Raw genomic sequence first — 14,904 nt, 5'->3', positions numbered from 1 at the left:
GGAAGACTAATGCCTGTAACACCTGAAAACGCGGCCTGGTTTGCGGAAACCTGCGGCAAGCTCACCGACAATGTCGGCGAGGCGCTGCTGGGCAAGGCGCCGGTGATCCGACTGGCGCTGACCACCATGCTGGCCGAAGGGCACCTGCTGCTGGAGGATGCGCCCGGGACCGGAAAGACCGCGCTGGCCAGGGCGCTCGCGGCGACCGTGCAAGGCAGCCACAGCCGTATCCAGTTCACCCCGGACTTGCTGCCGACTGACATCACCGGCGTCACGATGTACGACCAAGCCAAGGCTGTATGGGAATTCCACAAGGGCCCAATCTTCGCTTCGGTGGTGCTCGCTGATGAGATTAACCGGGCTTCGCCCAAAACTCAGTCGGCATTGTTGGAGGTCATGGAGGAGTCGCAGGTCACCGTGGACGGTATTCGCTATCCGACGGATCGGCCGTTCATGGTGATCGCCACACAGAACCCCATTGAGCAGGCAGGCACTTACCGCTTGCCAGAGGCACAACTGGACCGCTTCCTGATGAAGACGTCAGTGGGCTACCCCGACCGCGACGCGGCCGTGCAGATTCTCGCCGGGTCCAGCAGACCGGACCGCACTAAGGAATTGCGCCCGATCATCTCCTCCAAGGCGATCGGCGAGATGATCGACATGGTTCGGGACAACCACGTGGATACCGGGGTGCTGGACTACGTGCAACGTCTCGCCGAAGCGACCCGGGACGACAGCGACACGACGCTGGGCGTGTCCACTCGCGGGGCCATCGCGATGGTGCGGGCGGCGCGGGTCTGGGCGGCGATGCACGGGCGAAATTATGTGCTGCCCGACGATGTGAAGGAACTCGCGGGTCCGGTGTGGACGCACCGGATCATCATGTCGCCCGATGCCGAGTTCGGTGGCTCCTCTGGGACGCGGGTGCTTTCCCGCGTCCTCGACGTCGTCGAGTCACCATTGGCACGAGCCTGAGCCGTCCATGTCAACTCTCCTCACCCGTGCCCGATCCCTCCCTTCGGCTGTGGCCGAACGCGCGCGATCGTCGCGCGCGCCCGATCGCTTCCGGTCCCTTCCGCTGGTGTCCCGGCTCCGCCCGGTAGCCGATCGGGCCGTCGCACTGCGTGGATCGATAACCTCCCGCTCCAGTGGGGTCACCGCACTCGGCTGGCTGGCAATCGCTGCGGCACTCGCCAGCTTGCTTTTCGGGCTGCGGGAGGGGTGGCGGGAGTTGGTGGCCGTTTTCGCTGTGCTCGCCACCGTGCTGATCTTGGCGGTCGTGCGCACGCTCGGGCGATCGGCATACACCGCCAGGATCGAGTTGGAGCGCACCAGGGTCACGCCGGGAGAGCAGGCGATGGGCCGAGTGGTCGTCACCAGCCGGACCGGACGCTCGTTGTTGCCGACGCAGTTCGAACTGCCGGTCGGTGCCGGGGTGGCGAGGTTCACCGCACCGGGTCTGACTCGCGACGAGGAGCACGAAGAGCTGTTCAGCATTCCCGCACGCCGGCGCGGCATTATCGTGCTCGGTCCGGTCCGGTCGGTGCGCGGCGACCCCTTCGGGCTGTTCCGCAAGGAGAAGCGCTGGACCGACCCGGTCGAGCTTTACGTGCACCCGCGCACCGTCGTCCTCGACGCGCGCAAGTCGGGGTTCCTGCGTGACATCGAAGGTGTCACCACTCAGGACCTGTCGTCCTCGGACGTCTCATTCCACGCACTGCGCGACTATGTGCCCGGCGATGACCGGCGTGCGATTCACTGGCGAACGACCGCTCGTGTCGGACGGCTGATCGTACGGCAGTTCGAGGAGACCCGCCGGTCGCACTTGCTGGTGGCACTGTCCACGAACCCGGCCGACTACCTGGACGAGTCCGACTTCGAGGTTGCGGTTTCGGCCGCTGCCTCCGTGGCGTTGCAAGCGGTGCGTGAGGACCGGCCGGTGACCGTGGTGACGCACGCCGGGCAGCTTCGCTCGCCGTCCGGTCCGGCATTGCTCGATCAGATGTGTGGGGTGGAGCTGGGCGACGGTGGCCGGGCCAGCCTGCAGTCCGACGCCGACCTGGTCACCCAGGCAATATCGCAGGTGCCCGGTGCGTCGATCGGAGCGCTGATCACCGGGCGTGCCGTCTCCGCCGGCCAGTTGCAGCGTGTCGATGCCGCATTCCCCCTCGACGTCTATGCCTTCGCGGTTCGGTGCGGGCCAGGCACGGAGACGTTGCGGCGGCGCCGGGTCCGCAACCTCACCGTCCTCGACGTCGCCCAGGTCGACGACCTGCCGCGTGCCGCGGGATCACTACGATGACCGCTGCCGTCGAGGCGAGCCGTGCCGGACGGCGGGCGTCATCCTCACGTCCGCGAATCTCCTTGCCAACCAAGGCAATTGGTGACCTGCTTGCTCTCGCGGTGCTGTTCGCAACTGGTGTCATCACCTTCGGGTCCCCATTCGGTGGTCGGCCTGGGTATGTCGCTGCGGCATCTGGAGTCCTGGTCGGTGCCGCAGTGGCGATCATCGGAACCTGGCGGAAATTGCCGGTCGTCGCTGTCGCCGTGCTGACTGTGATCGGCTACTTCGCCTTCGGGACTGCGGCCGCGCTGCCAGGCGCCGGATCCCACGGTCTCCCGACAGCAGACAGTCTGCACCGCCTCGCGCTGCTGTCCGTGCAGTCGTGGCGTGACCTGCTCACCGTCGCCACGCCGGCGAACGCGTTTCTCGGGCCCGCCGTGGCGCCATACCTGGCCGGGCTGGCCACTGCCGTGATTGCGGTGTCGTGCGCGCTGCGTCTGCGGCGCTGGGTGTGGGCACTTGCGCCGGCGACCGCATTCCTCATCGTGGGCATTCTGTGGGGCACCCGGCGCGCACCGCACGCGGGGCTGCTCGGCGCGGTCTTCGCCTTGGCTGCGCTCGCCTGGATCGCGTGGCGCCGGCATCAGGCGGTCACCGACCTGACCGCCGAGGTATTCGGTCGGAATAGGAAACGGTCCGGCAGCTCAGTGCTGAGCAGCGCGGCAGCGGCAGCGGCGCTTGCGCTCGCCGCCGTGGGAGCGCTTGCCGCGACGCCGGTGCTCAGTCACGGGCACCCGCGCCAGGTATTGCGTGATCGCGTCACACCGCCCACCGACCTGTCGGCGTATGCCTCCCCCTTGACCGGCTACCGCTACCTCGAGCGCGATGAGATGAAGACGCCGCTGTTCAGGGTGACCGGACTGCGCGGGTCCGAGCGCATCCAGCTGGCGGTGCTGAACTCCTATGACGGCAATGTCTACGGCGTTGCGGGTGCAGCTGCTGGCTTCTACCGGATCGGCGACAAGTACGACAGTTTCACGCCAGGCCGGGGCACCGAGCAGGCGCTCAAGCTGCAGATCATGGGGTATGACGGTCCGTGGCTGCCCGGCGGCGGCGACCTCAGTGCCCTGAAGTTCACCGGTTCCGGCGAAGCGGCGCAGCAGAATTCTCTGTACTACAACCCGGACAGTGGCACCGCCGTGACGACGGCCACCGTTGGGAAGGGCGCGGCGTATGACGTCACGCTCACTGTTCCGCAGCAGGCGACCGCGGGGGAACTGCGCAACGACGTACTCGCTCCGACGACCATGCCGCCGGAGACCGGGGTGCCAGATGTCATCGCGAAACTCGCGCAGTCATATGCGGGAAATGCTGGCACGCCATACGAACAACTGGTCAACATTGCTCGGCGGCTGCGGACCACCGGCTACTACTCCAACGGGTCGGACGGGCTGTCTCGTGCGGGCCACACCACGGAGCGGATCACCGCGATGTTCGCCGGTTCCCAGATCATCGGTGACGATGAGCAGTACGCGGTCGCGATGGCCCTGATGGCGCGCCAATTGGGGACGCCCGCACGCGTGGTCATGGGCTTCTACCCGGCACGGCCCGCGTCGGGTGCCCCATTGACCGTGACCGGGGCGGAGGCGCACGTCTGGGTTGAAGTCGATTTCGCGAAGTACGGCTGGATCCCCTTCGACCCGACCCCCAATCACTCCCGAGTACCGAAGGTTGAATCGCCCACGCCGAAGCCGAGACCCAAGCCTAACGTGCTGCCGCCGCCCCAGGCGCCCGTGCATCACAAGGACGAGTTGCCGCAATCACAGTCGGCGTCCAGCGGCAAGCAGAAGAAGCACAAAGCTGCCGCGGGCCTCACGGTGCCCTGGGCGCTCATCGGCGGGGTGGCTGCTGGGGCCGCAGTCGTGGCGGCGCCGTTCCTGCTGATCATCGGCTGGAAGTCGCTGCGCCGGTCCCGGCGCCGCAACCGTGGCCGGCTGGTCGACCGGGTCAGCAACGGGTGGAGCGAGTTCGTCGACGGGGCACGTGACCTGGGTTTCAGGACCCAGCGCAACACCACGCGACGGGAGACCGCCCAGCAGATTGCGCAGCGGCATCCGACGGCCGGGTCCGTGGCGGTTGCGGAGCGAGTCGATGCATCCGTCTATGGCTCGGGCGAACCGAGCACCCAGGAGGTTGAGGCGATGTGGCAGCAGATCGATGAGGCGCTCGGCGGCATGCGGGCGTCCGTGCCCGCGTGGCGCAGGCTTCTCTCCCATATATCGCTGCGTTCGCTTGCAGGTGGACGGCGATGAGCGCAGCGACGTTCGGCCGATCCCCCGTGGAGGGCTATCAGCCGGCCGCGATCGGCCGCCGGTTCCTCGCCCGGCTCATCGATTTCGCGCTGCCGGTGCTCGCCTGGCTGCCGACGCTCGGCGCGGCGGGAAGTCTCCGCTTCGCACTCGCCGCCTATCTGGTCAGCCTCGTGTTGCTCCTCGTCATCGGAATCGTGCAACTGCTGCTCGTGCTCACCAAGGGCGGCACCATCGGCTATCGAGTCTGCGGCCTCACCCACGTCCGTGTCACGACTGGTGCGGTCAGTGGGGGTAGAGCGTTTGGGAAGTACATCCTGGAGTCGTTGCTCAGCAGCTGCACCCTCGGCATCGGGCTGATCGTCATGGTCATCCTGATCCGGCAACCACTGAACCAGACCTTCCTGGACCGTGCGCTGGGTCTGCTGGTGATCGATGAGCGGCTCGGTCGACGGGGCGGCCAGCCATTGTCTGAAGCGGCTCCGGTGCGCACCGCCGCTCACATCCAGCCGGTGTCCGCAGCTGGGCTTGTCGCAGAGACAACCACGACACCTGTGTCGCCGGCACCCACTCGCCGAGATGCGAAGCCGCAGACCTTTGTCCCACCGGTCGTGTCGGCAAACCCGGTGATCCAGGCGGCGCCCTGGAGCACCGGCAGCGACGACGTCGACGAACCGGCGCCGAGGGCTCAGCCCGCTGCGCTGGAGCGACCCGTTGTCATGGACCGTCCCGTCTCTGGGGTGGCGATGGAACAAGCGGAGGCGACCTCGACGGCAATCAGCCCGCCGGTCGCAGGCCCCAGGATCGAGTTGGACGACGGCTCCCTCGTGGCGCTCTACAAGCCCGTCGTGCTCGGCCGCGAACCTGCTGCACCAGGTGGTGTGGGCGACGTGATGACACACGCGCTCCCGAACGCCGGTCATGCGGTGTCGAAGACTCATCTCGCGATCGGCATGGCCGACCGGGCGGCGTGGGTGCGTGACTTGCGGTCCACGAACGGTGTGTTCATTCGCGGCGCCGACGGGGATGTGCGCAAGATCGAACCCGGGAAAGCCACCACCCTGGCGCCGCACGAGACTGTTCTGTTCGGTGACAGGTCGCTGCGGGTTGTGCTCTCATGACTGCGGACCCGGCAATGCGCCTGCGATGGGGAGCCGCCTCGGATCGTGGCCTCCACCGCGCACACAACGAGGATGCCTACCTCGCCGCGCCGCCGGTTTTCGTCGTTGCCGATGGCATGGGAGGGCATGCACAGGGCGATCGTGCGTCGCGCGCCGTGATCGCGGCCTTCGTCGAGCTTGTCGGGTCTGAGTTTGTCTCGGCCGATCGGCTCGACGAGGCGGTGCGTGAGGCGGGAGCTGCCGTCGCTCGGCTCGCCTCGGCAACTGCCGCGCCCGGCTCGACGGTGGCAGGTGCGGTGCTGGCCCGCAGCGGTGAGCTGCCCTGCTGGCTGGTGTTCAACGTGGGTGACTCGCGCAGTTACCTGTTGTCGCCCAGCGCCCTGGAGCAGGTGAGTGTGGACCATTCGCGGCTGCAACAGCTACTGGATCGTGGCGAGCTCGCTCCGGAAGACGCCGCCGGGTATGGCGATCGACATGTCATCACCAACGCGCTTGGCGCCGGCATCCAGTCGCCTCGTGTCGACAGATGGCTCATTCCCGCCTCCAGCGGCGAACGATTGCTGGTGTGTTCCGATGGGCTGACCGATGAATTGACGGACACTCTGATTGAGGCGACGCTTCGCGCTGAGCCGGACCCTCAGGTTGCGGCGGAGACCTTGGTTGCTCAGGCGCTCGATGCCGGCGGGCACGACAACGTCACGGTGCTGGTGGTTGATGCGGTGCGTGTGGACGGTCCGGTCGGTGTTATTCAAGGCGGCGACATCACGGTGCCGGATCTGGAGACCGCGGCGGAGACGGCATGACTTCGCAACTCGTCGTGACTCCGTCGCCCGGAACCCAGCACGGCATTGTCTGGCCGGCCGGAATGGCGATGATCGACGCCGCGGTGACGGCCGAGGCCGCGCACGAGTTGTGGTGGGCGGTGCGCCAGAACGCCGATCTGGGCGGCTTTTTGGAACAGCTGGCGCGGCAATCGGGCAACAACCTGCTCCAGTTGTCGCCTTTCGCCGTCGTCCTCGCGAGCGGCGAGGGGGTGAAGTGTGCGGTCCGCGGTGCCTTCACCATCCGGGTGCGACTGGCCGATGGGCAGAACACCGAACTGACCGGAGTCGGTGCGAGCACTTGGGTGGAGCGAGGGCTGGGACCCGTGTCATCGATCAGCATCGGTGCGGATGGTCGAGATCCTGGGGAGGGTTCGGCACAGGTTCTACTGCGTGATGCGGTCATCCGTGCTGACGCACTTTCGGCGACCGTATGGCGAGCGCAGCCTCATACTCCGGAACCTCAGGCGGTGCAGGCCGAGCCGGCGCCTGCTTCGCCGGTTGAGCCTCCCGTGCCTGCACCCGTTGATGAGGAGTTGGTGCCACCACGGGCACCTTCCCGGCCGGTTGCTGGTGGCGCCGCCGGAGACATCGGTGACTCGTTGATCAAGCAGGAGTTCGCCGAGCCCGAGGCAGCCCCGGACTTGCATGCCGCGACGACTGCCGAGGCTCCGGGTGCGGCAACGCTGACCGATGCAGATGATCCGGCTCCCATCGGGCCGGATGACAACGCAGCGGAACCAGCCGGCGAACGTCGCTTCGCGCACCTGTGGGATGCCACCAGCATCCAGCCAGTCGAGTCCGCGGCTGTGCGAGAGCCGGTGTTCATCGACGAGGTGCCCGTCCCGCAGGCACGTCACGGGGTCGCCTCCCCACCCGCCAGACCCGCCGATGAGTGGGATGCGGAAGACCACGACGGACACACGATCGTGCAGGTGGCGTCACCGGACGGTCTGAGTGCGCCGGGTGAGCTGCGCGCACCGCCTGCGCTGGAGACCGCTCAGGCCGAGACGGTCCTGGCGATCCGGTGCGCGCAGCAGCATCCCAATCCGCCACAGCGGACCCAGTGTTATCTGTGCGGCGCACCCTGCGGAGGCGGCGCTGCGCAGGCCCAGCGTCCGCCTCTCGGGCGTCTGCGGGTGTCGACCGGAGAAGTGCTGGACCTGTCGCGACCGATCGTGGTCGGGCGGAGTCCTCGCGCCGGCCGGGCCGCCGGACCCGCCATACCCCGCCTGCTGGCCCTGCCGTTCCAGCATGTTTCCGGAACCCACCTGGAGATCGACTTCGAGGGATGGAACGTCCTGGCAATCGATCGGCACTCCACGAATGGGACGTACCTGCGGCGCGAGGGTGACGCACCGGTGCGCCTGCCTGAGGCGCCGACCCTGCTCGTCGATCACGACGTGCTCGACCTGGGACATGGAGTGCAACTGACGATGGAGGGGCTACCGTGACCGGCCGTGCGCCCTCGGCCCCTCCGGCGCTGGACGGTTTCCGATTCCTGGAATTGCTGGGCTCGGGCGGGTTCTCCGACGTGTTCAAATACGAGCAAGTTCAGCTGCATAGGGCGGTCGCGGTCAAGGTGCTGATCGGTGACTTGGACGCGGGTGGTCAGGCATCCTTCGAGGCCGAAGCCAACCTGATGGCTCAGATGTCCAACCACCCGTCGATCGTGAGCATCTACCAGGCGGGCGCCTCGCCCGACGGACGACCCTTTCTGGTCATGGAATACTGCCCCCCGCCAGGGCTCGACAAGCGGATGCGCCGCAAGCCGTTGTCCGTGCCGAACGCACTGGAGGTCGGGATCCAGGTCGCTGGGGCGGTCGAGACGGCGCATCGGCTCGACATACTGCATCGTGACATCAAGCCGGCAAACATCCTGTTCACCGAGTTCAACAGACCTGCACTGACCGACTTCGGGATCTCGGTGTCGGCGAATGCGGCGGCGTCGGGGCAGGCATTGGGAGTGTCCGTGCCATGGGCACCACCCGAGCAGTTGACTGTCGGCCAGCCGATGGGACGCAGCGGTGACGTCTACTCGCTGGCGGCCACGATCTGGAGCATGCTCGCCGGGCACAGCCCGTTCCAGCAGGCGGGTGGCGACAACTCCCTGTGGGCGCTCAGTAATCGAGTCAAGCGCGATCCGGTCCCGCCGATCGGACGTGACGACGTCGGTCCGGCACTTGAGCGCGTACTGCGGACGGCGATGGCGAAGGACCCTGCCGGACGCTATCCGACCGCTCTGGAGTTCGCGCGTGCCCTGCAGACTGTGCAGACCGAGCTGCATCTGTCGGTGACGCCGATCGACATCCGGGACGAGCATTACAGCGAGTCGCAGGTCGAGGAGGAGGATGACGGCGGAACCCGGATCTCCGGCTTCGTACTGATCGATCCGGAGGGGACCAGCCCTCGTACCGGCCGATCCACGGCCCCGGCGGTGAGCATCGGCAACGACTTGCTGACAGGTCCGGACCAGCTGAACTGGCGTCGGGATGCTGACGGGCCCGGCGTTTCCGGAGATATGCCGGCCGGTCCGGTCTTGCAGCACGGTCGAGGGGTCGCGGAAGCGGCGGAACGTGACTTCACTGCTCCCGCAGCTGGGCTCGCGGCGCCGATCCTCCCGGCCGCACCGGGTGCGGTCGAGGACACGCGCGGCCCGGCTGAGCAGCGCGCACCACGTAGTGTTTCGGTGCGCGCCCTGGTCGGTGCGGCTGCAGCGGTGCTGGTCATTGCGGTCGCAGCATTCGCCGTTGCGCACTGGACGCGCAGCCCGGCGACGACCGCACGCCATACCGCGCAGGTCTCGCAGCAACCGGCGGACGCCATCGGTCCTGCAGCCCCGTCGGCGCCGGTGCGGAAACAGGTCATCGCCGAACGGTCGTCCGTTGTCTTCTCCTGGCGCAACGTGGACGAGCAGGCAGGAGACAGCTACCTGTGGCGCGTCGACAACCCAGCGAAGCCGACGACCAGCTATCAAAGCACCGCGAAGACAACTGTCAGTGTGCCGGTGCAGAAGGGCCAGACATGCATCGAGGTGGAGGTTCGGCGGCTTTCCGGAGCGGTGTCGACTCCGCTGACCATGTGCGGGGCGGGCTCGTGACGACCACGCTGCGTGATGGGGGGATCCAGGTCGATTTCGGTGGCGAGGTGGTGCGCAGCGACAGGGACGAGCCAGTAAAGGTCGGGCGGCTGGGCGACATCAGCATCGACGACAATCCTTACCTTCACCGTCACTTTCTGGAGTTTGTGAGAAAGGACGGCTTCTGGTGGGTTGTCAATGTTGGCAGCCGGATTCCGGCACAGCTGACCGACCAGCTCGGTCTGATGCGCTCCACGCTCGCACCGGGCGCCGCGATGCCTCTGGTCTTCGCGACGACCATCGTCACCTTCTCTGCGGGGCCCACGACATACGAACTCGTGATCGGGGTGGATGCCGACGATGCATACAGCACTCCACCGCACCGCGTGGTCGGCACCGGATCGACGACCATCGCCCCGACGACGTTCACGGAGTCGCAACTGCTGGCGGTGCTTGCGCTTGCCGAGCCGGTGTTGCGTCGGGCGGGTGTCGGCACGTGGCAGATCCCGACGGCTGTCGAAGCGGCGCAACGTCTCGGCTGGAGCCAGACCCGCTTCGGACGCAAACTCGACAACATCTGCGACAAGCTGAGCTCCGCAGGAGTTCGTGGGCTGCGCGGTGGGCAGAACGGTGCGGCGGCCACTCGCCGAATGCGCCTGGTGGAGTATGCGATCTCCACCCTTCTGGTCACAACCGACGACCTGGCTCTGCTGGATGCGGCAGCACCACGGGTTGACTGCGTGCGCAAGGAGGCATCGGCGTGAAACTGAAACTCACCTATCGACCGCTGGGCAAGCGCTCCACACAGGACATTGTGGTCACGGCCGACGCGACCGCCACGGCCGCAGACCTTGCGGATGCACTGCACAGCGCCAGCCCTGATGCACCGCTCGGTCAGCAGCTGACACTGCGTGTATCCGACAGCCGTGGTGGCAGCCGGCTGCTGCCACCCGAGGTTTCGCTGATCCAGTCCGGGTTGCGTTCCGGTGCCGCTGTCGAGCTCAGCCGGCCCGAGCCGGATCCTAGTGCTGTAACCGGGGCGACGGTGGCGGTGCTCCGGGTCACGTCGGGCGCCGACAAGGGTGTCGAGGTGGGTCTTCCCATCGGGAGCAGCGCCATCGGCCGAGCACCCGATTGCGCTGTGCGGCTGTCGGATCCGACCGTGTCGAAGGTGCATGCCCAGATCAATGTGGGTGAGCGGGTCGAGATCGTTGACCTGAACTCCGCCAACGGTGTTCACGTCGGTGGAGTGCGGGTCAGCCGCGTCGTCGTGGAACCGGGTGACCGGGTGACCGTCGGGCATACCGAGATCACGCTAGGCCACGTGGTCGCGGTGGGCGCTGAGGCTTCAGTGTCGACCGACGTGGCCTTCGTTCGCGCTCCGCGCGTCGTTCCTCGACCTGTGCAGCGGGCGATCGAGTTACCGGAACTGCCGCAACCGCAGCGCAGTCCGCGGCTGCCCTGGCTGGCGATGATCGCCCCGCTCGTCATGGGTGTCGTGCTCTTCCTGGTCATGCACACATGGACAAGCGTGCTCTTCGTGGCGATGAGTCCGATCCTGCTGCTGGGCAACTGGTGGACGACACGATCGCAGGCCGCACGCGAGAGAGAAGCTGCCCTTCGCACCTTCGATGTCGAATTCGACCAGGCAAGAACTGATTTCGCACAGGCGTGCGCCACCGAACTGAGCGAGTTGCGCACGATGTATCCGTCAGTCGCCGAGTGCGTCCAGGCCATCGGCGGCCTCGGGCCGGTCTTGTGGTCGCGGCGTCCGGAGCACCCGGAGTTCCTGCAAGTACGGCTCGGCACGGGTCCCGTCGCCTCGCATCTGACCTCCGACAAGGTACGTCGCAGCGGCTATCCAGATCTGACCGAACGGCTACGCGCCCTGCAGCATGAATACGTCACCATCGATGACGCGCCCGTTGTCGCGGACCTGCGCGAGGTCGGCGGCATCGGACTTGCGGGTGAGCGGACGCTGGTCGACGGGGTGGCCCGAGCACTGGTGACCCAGCTCGCCGCACTGCACTCTCCGGCCGAGGTCGTCGTCGTCTGCATGACGTCCCACGCAGGTCGGCCGCGCTGGGCATGGTTGCGCTGGTTGCCACATACTTCCTCGCCGCACTCTCCGCTGGAGCAGCACTTGTCCGCCGACCCAGGGGCAACTCGGATCCTGCTTGCCCAGTTGGAAGACCTGGTCGACAGTCGCGCCGCGGACATGACAGGTGCGACCGCCATACGCGGCCCGATCGGCGACGAATCCACGAGCGCGCAGCCGGTGCTCCCGTCGATCTTGGTCGTCGTGGACGATTCCCCGGTCGAACGTGCGCGGATGATTCGCGTGGCCGAGCGAGGACCCGACGTCGGTGTGCACGTGTTGTGGGTGTCGGATCGCGTTGCCGAGTTGCCTGGAGCGTGCCGCAGTTTCCTGCATGTCGATGCGGGAGGCGTCACGAGCGCAGGCATGGTGCGGCGGGGCAGCATCGTCGGGCCGATCACCTGTGAGTCCGTCGGCATTGAGGTCGCCACCACCATCGGGCGGACACTCGCGCCCGTCGTGGATGCTGGCGCACCCGTGGAGGACGACTCGGACCTGCCACGCTCGGTGCCGATGGTGTCGCTGCTGGGTCAGGAAGAGTGCGACGACCCCGACGTCGTGCTCGCACGGTGGAAGGAGAACGAGTCGCTCACCGACCGCACGGGGCAGGTCCGGCGCCGTCGACCCGCAAGCCTGCGGGCACTGGTCGGGCATGCCGGCGCCGAGCCGTTCGTGCTCGACCTGCGCGTCAATGGCCCGCACGCGCTGGTGGGTGGCACCACCGGTGCCGGCAAGAGTGAATTCCTGCAGTCCTGGGTGCTGGGTATGGCGCACGCCAATTCGCCGGACCGGGTCACCTTCCTGTTCGTCGACTACAAGGGTGGCTCCGCGTTCGCGCGATGTGTGGCGCTGCCGCACTGCGTCGGACTGGTCACCGACCTCTCGCCATACCTCGTGCGTCGCGCGCTGCGCAGTTTGCGCGCGGAACTGAGGTATCGCGAGCATCTCCTCAATGCCAAGCAGGCCAAGGATCTGCTGGAACTGGAGCAGACGGGCGACCCCGAGTGTCCGCCGAGCCTGATCATCGTCGTGGACGAGTTTGCGGCGCTGGTCGGTGAGGTCCCCGAGTTCGTCGACGGAGTCGTGGACGTTGCGCAGCGTGGTCGGTCGCTGGGGCTGCATCTGATCCTTGCCACCCAGCGGCCGACGGGCGTGATCAAGGAGAACCTGCGGGCGAACACGAACTTGCGGGTGGCACTTCGAATGGCCGACGAACAGGACTCAACCGACGTGCTCGGGGTGCCGATGGCGGCACACTTCGATCCGGACATCCCGGGCCGTGGCGCGGCCAAGAGCGGACCGGGGCGGATCACGCCTTTCCAGTCGGCGTTTCCCGGCTCGCGGACTCCGGCAGTTGCACCACCGACGCCGATTCAGATTGCCGATCTGGGCTTCGGGATGCCACGGGTGTGGGAGTCCGCCGATCGCACTGTGGTGACGGACGAGAGCGAACCGGTGCCGCAGGATATCGAGCGCATCGTCGCGGCGGTGTCAGAGGCGGCTCGCCGGGGTAGGGTTCCCGCGCCGCGCAAGCCCTGGCAGGAGACGCTGGCGGACGTCTACAATTTGCAGCGGCTCAGCCAGCGTGATGACACCCAGTTGGTGCTGGGCGTCCTCGACGACCCCGACCAGCAGGACCAAGTGCTGGAGCACTTCCGACCCGATGAGGACGGGAACATCTTGTATTACGGGGCCAGCGGTTCCGGGAAGTCCACCGCCCTGCGGTCGCTCGCGCTGGCATCGGCGATCACACCTCGTGGTGGGCCAGTGCACGTCTACGGGTTGGATTTCGCCGGTGGCGCGTTGTCGGTGCTCGAGGCGATGCCGAATGTGGCCGCCATCGTGCCGGGAGACGATGACGAGCGAGTCAAGCGCACATTTCGGTTACTCCGCGACGTGGTCGAGGAGCGTGCGGTGCGGTATTCGCGCACCCGCGCTGGCACACTGACGGACTACCGCAAGACTGCGCAGCGAACCGATGAGCCGCGCTTCCTGGTGCTGCTCGACGGCTACAGCGCCTTCCGAGCGGCATACGAAGGCGTCATTGGCAACGACGCCTACTACTCGCAGTTCCTGCGGTTGTTGGCGGATGGTCGCGCTGTCGGTGTGCACTTCGCGATGACGGCGGACCGGGCGGGTGCAGTCCCTCCGTCGGTCTCCTCCGCATTCTTGCGTCGGATCGTGCTGCGGCAGGCCGACGAGGAGTCCTATTCGGCCCTCGGGGTGCCTCGGGACGTCATCGGGCCGACTTCGCCGCCAGGGCGCGCGATGCAGGTCGGTCTGCCGCAGGAACTGCAGTTGGCCGTCCTGGGCGAGAGCATGAACGTTGCGGTGCAGGCCCGTGACATCGATGATCTGGCCGCCGAGGTGGCTTTGCATCGCCCCCTCCGGCCGGCGCCGATTGAGGCACTCCCGTCGCAGGTCGCGGCGGATTCCCTGCCGCGTTCGATCGGTGGACGACCACCGCTCGGCATCGAGGACGAGACCTTGCAACCGATCGCCTTCGCTCCGCAGGGCGTGGTGCTGGTGGGTGGGCCGGCGCAGTCGGGCCGAACGAATGCCGTTGCGTGGCTGGCGATCGCGACCAGTCGGGTGGCTCCCGAGGCCACCTCCGTCTATCTGTCAGCCCGGCGCAGTGCCGTGGATATGTTGCCCATTTGGGAATATTCGGCGGTCGGGCAGGACGAGATTGCTGACTTGCTGCCGCGGTTGCAAGGCATGGCCGAGGTGCCTTCCACCGGCGATGTGCCGGGGTTGTGCGTTTTCGCCGAAGCGTTCCTGGATCTCAACGGCTCGCCGGTGGAGGCCGCACTGCTGACGCTGGCGACGACCATGCGCCGCAACGGGCACTTCTTCGTCGCCGAGAGCGAGACCTCCGCGTGGGGCAGCTTCAGCATGCTGGGCAAGGAGATCCGTTCCAGCGGCACTGCTTTGCTGCTGACGCCGGATCAGCAGGATGGCGAGCTTGTGCGAGGTGCCGCCCTGCCGAGGGTGCGGCGCACGGACTTCCCGCCGGGAAGGGGGTACTGGATACACGCCGGACGTGCTGCGCGGGTGCAGTTGCCGGTCGCGATGGGGTGACCGCCCCATCGACAGCAATTACCGGGGCGATGACGATGGTCAGGCAACGGCAAGGGCGGTCGTCGCTCGCGGCGAACACGCCTCGGAATCAACGAAGAGCCACCACAACGG

The 14,904-nt window shown here is 67.2% G+C and carries 9 protein-coding genes; all 9 read left to right on the top strand.

Annotation, left to right across the window (positions count from 1 at the left end; genetic code table 11):
• Positions 1–9 precede the first annotated feature (9 nt).
• The 9 genes from EFY87_RS09940 (at position 10) to EFY87_RS09900 (ending at position 14,793) form a co-directional block, all read left to right on the top strand.
• Positions 10–975, top strand: a complete 966-nt coding sequence (locus EFY87_RS09940; protein ID WP_123271324.1) for an AAA family ATPase — start codon at positions 10–12, stop codon at positions 973–975.
• Between the two features lie 106 nt (positions 976–1,081).
• Positions 1,082–2,302 (top strand): DUF58 domain-containing protein, encoded by a 1,221-nt coding sequence (locus EFY87_RS09935; protein ID WP_148043301.1) that lies wholly within the window; start codon positions 1,082–1,084, stop codon positions 2,300–2,302.
• On the top strand, positions 2,299–4,596 hold the full coding sequence (locus EFY87_RS09930; RefSeq protein WP_123271322.1) for a transglutaminase-like domain-containing protein: 2,298 nt from the start codon (positions 2,299–2,301) through the stop codon (positions 4,594–4,596). The genes EFY87_RS09935 and EFY87_RS09930 overlap by 4 nt, the downstream gene beginning before the upstream one ends.
• Positions 4,593–5,714 (top strand): RDD family protein, encoded by a 1,122-nt coding sequence (locus EFY87_RS09925; protein ID WP_123271321.1) that lies wholly within the window; start codon positions 4,593–4,595, stop codon positions 5,712–5,714. The genes EFY87_RS09930 and EFY87_RS09925 overlap by 4 nt, the downstream gene beginning before the upstream one ends.
• The gene (locus EFY87_RS09920; RefSeq protein ID WP_123271320.1) at positions 5,711–6,517 is read left to right on the top strand and encodes a PP2C family protein-serine/threonine phosphatase; all 807 of its coding nucleotides are present in this window, start codon (positions 5,711–5,713) and stop codon (positions 6,515–6,517) included. Before EFY87_RS09925 ends, EFY87_RS09920 begins: the two co-directional genes overlap by 4 nt.
• A complete protein-coding gene (locus tag EFY87_RS09915; RefSeq protein WP_123271319.1) occupies positions 6,514–7,989 on the top strand; it encodes an FHA domain-containing protein in 1,476 nt (491 codons plus the stop codon). Before EFY87_RS09920 ends, EFY87_RS09915 begins: the two co-directional genes overlap by 4 nt.
• Positions 7,986–9,635 (top strand): serine/threonine-protein kinase, encoded by a 1,650-nt coding sequence (locus tag EFY87_RS09910; RefSeq protein ID WP_123271318.1) that lies wholly within the window; start codon positions 7,986–7,988, stop codon positions 9,633–9,635. The genes EFY87_RS09915 and EFY87_RS09910 overlap by 4 nt, the downstream gene beginning before the upstream one ends.
• Entirely contained in the window at positions 9,632–10,378 is a 747-nt protein-coding gene (locus EFY87_RS09905) for a hypothetical protein (protein WP_245988572.1), read from the top strand. The genes EFY87_RS09910 and EFY87_RS09905 overlap by 4 nt, the downstream gene beginning before the upstream one ends.
• On the top strand, positions 10,375–14,793 hold the full coding sequence (locus EFY87_RS09900) for a type VII secretion EssC family protein (protein ID WP_123271316.1): 4,419 nt from the start codon (positions 10,375–10,377) through the stop codon (positions 14,791–14,793). Before EFY87_RS09905 ends, EFY87_RS09900 begins: the two co-directional genes overlap by 4 nt.
• Positions 14,794–14,904: the final 111 nt, after the last annotated feature.

The organism is Flexivirga caeni (genome assembly GCF_003724155.1).
Taxonomy (GTDB): domain Bacteria; phylum Actinomycetota; class Actinomycetes; order Actinomycetales; family Dermatophilaceae; genus Flexivirga; species Flexivirga caeni.
Note: the sequence above shows the minus strand (reverse complement) of the source record. Positions and strands in the feature narration are given on the sequence as shown.

Excerpts from the sequence above, each read along its gene's own strand:
- EFY87_RS09940 (WP_123271324.1), top strand. The coding sequence starts at position 10 with ATGCCTGTAACACCTGAAAACGCGGCCTGGTTTGCGGAAACCTGCGGC.
- EFY87_RS09930 (WP_123271322.1), top strand. The coding sequence starts at position 2,299 with ATGACCGCTGCCGTCGAGGCGAGCCGTGCCGGACGGCGGGCGTCATCC.
- EFY87_RS09925 (WP_123271321.1), top strand. The coding sequence starts at position 4,593 with ATGAGCGCAGCGACGTTCGGCCGATCCCCCGTGGAGGGCTATCAGCCG.
- EFY87_RS09920 (WP_123271320.1), top strand. The coding sequence starts at position 5,711 with ATGACTGCGGACCCGGCAATGCGCCTGCGATGGGGAGCCGCCTCGGAT.
- EFY87_RS09915 (WP_123271319.1), top strand. The coding sequence starts at position 6,514 with ATGACTTCGCAACTCGTCGTGACTCCGTCGCCCGGAACCCAGCACGGC.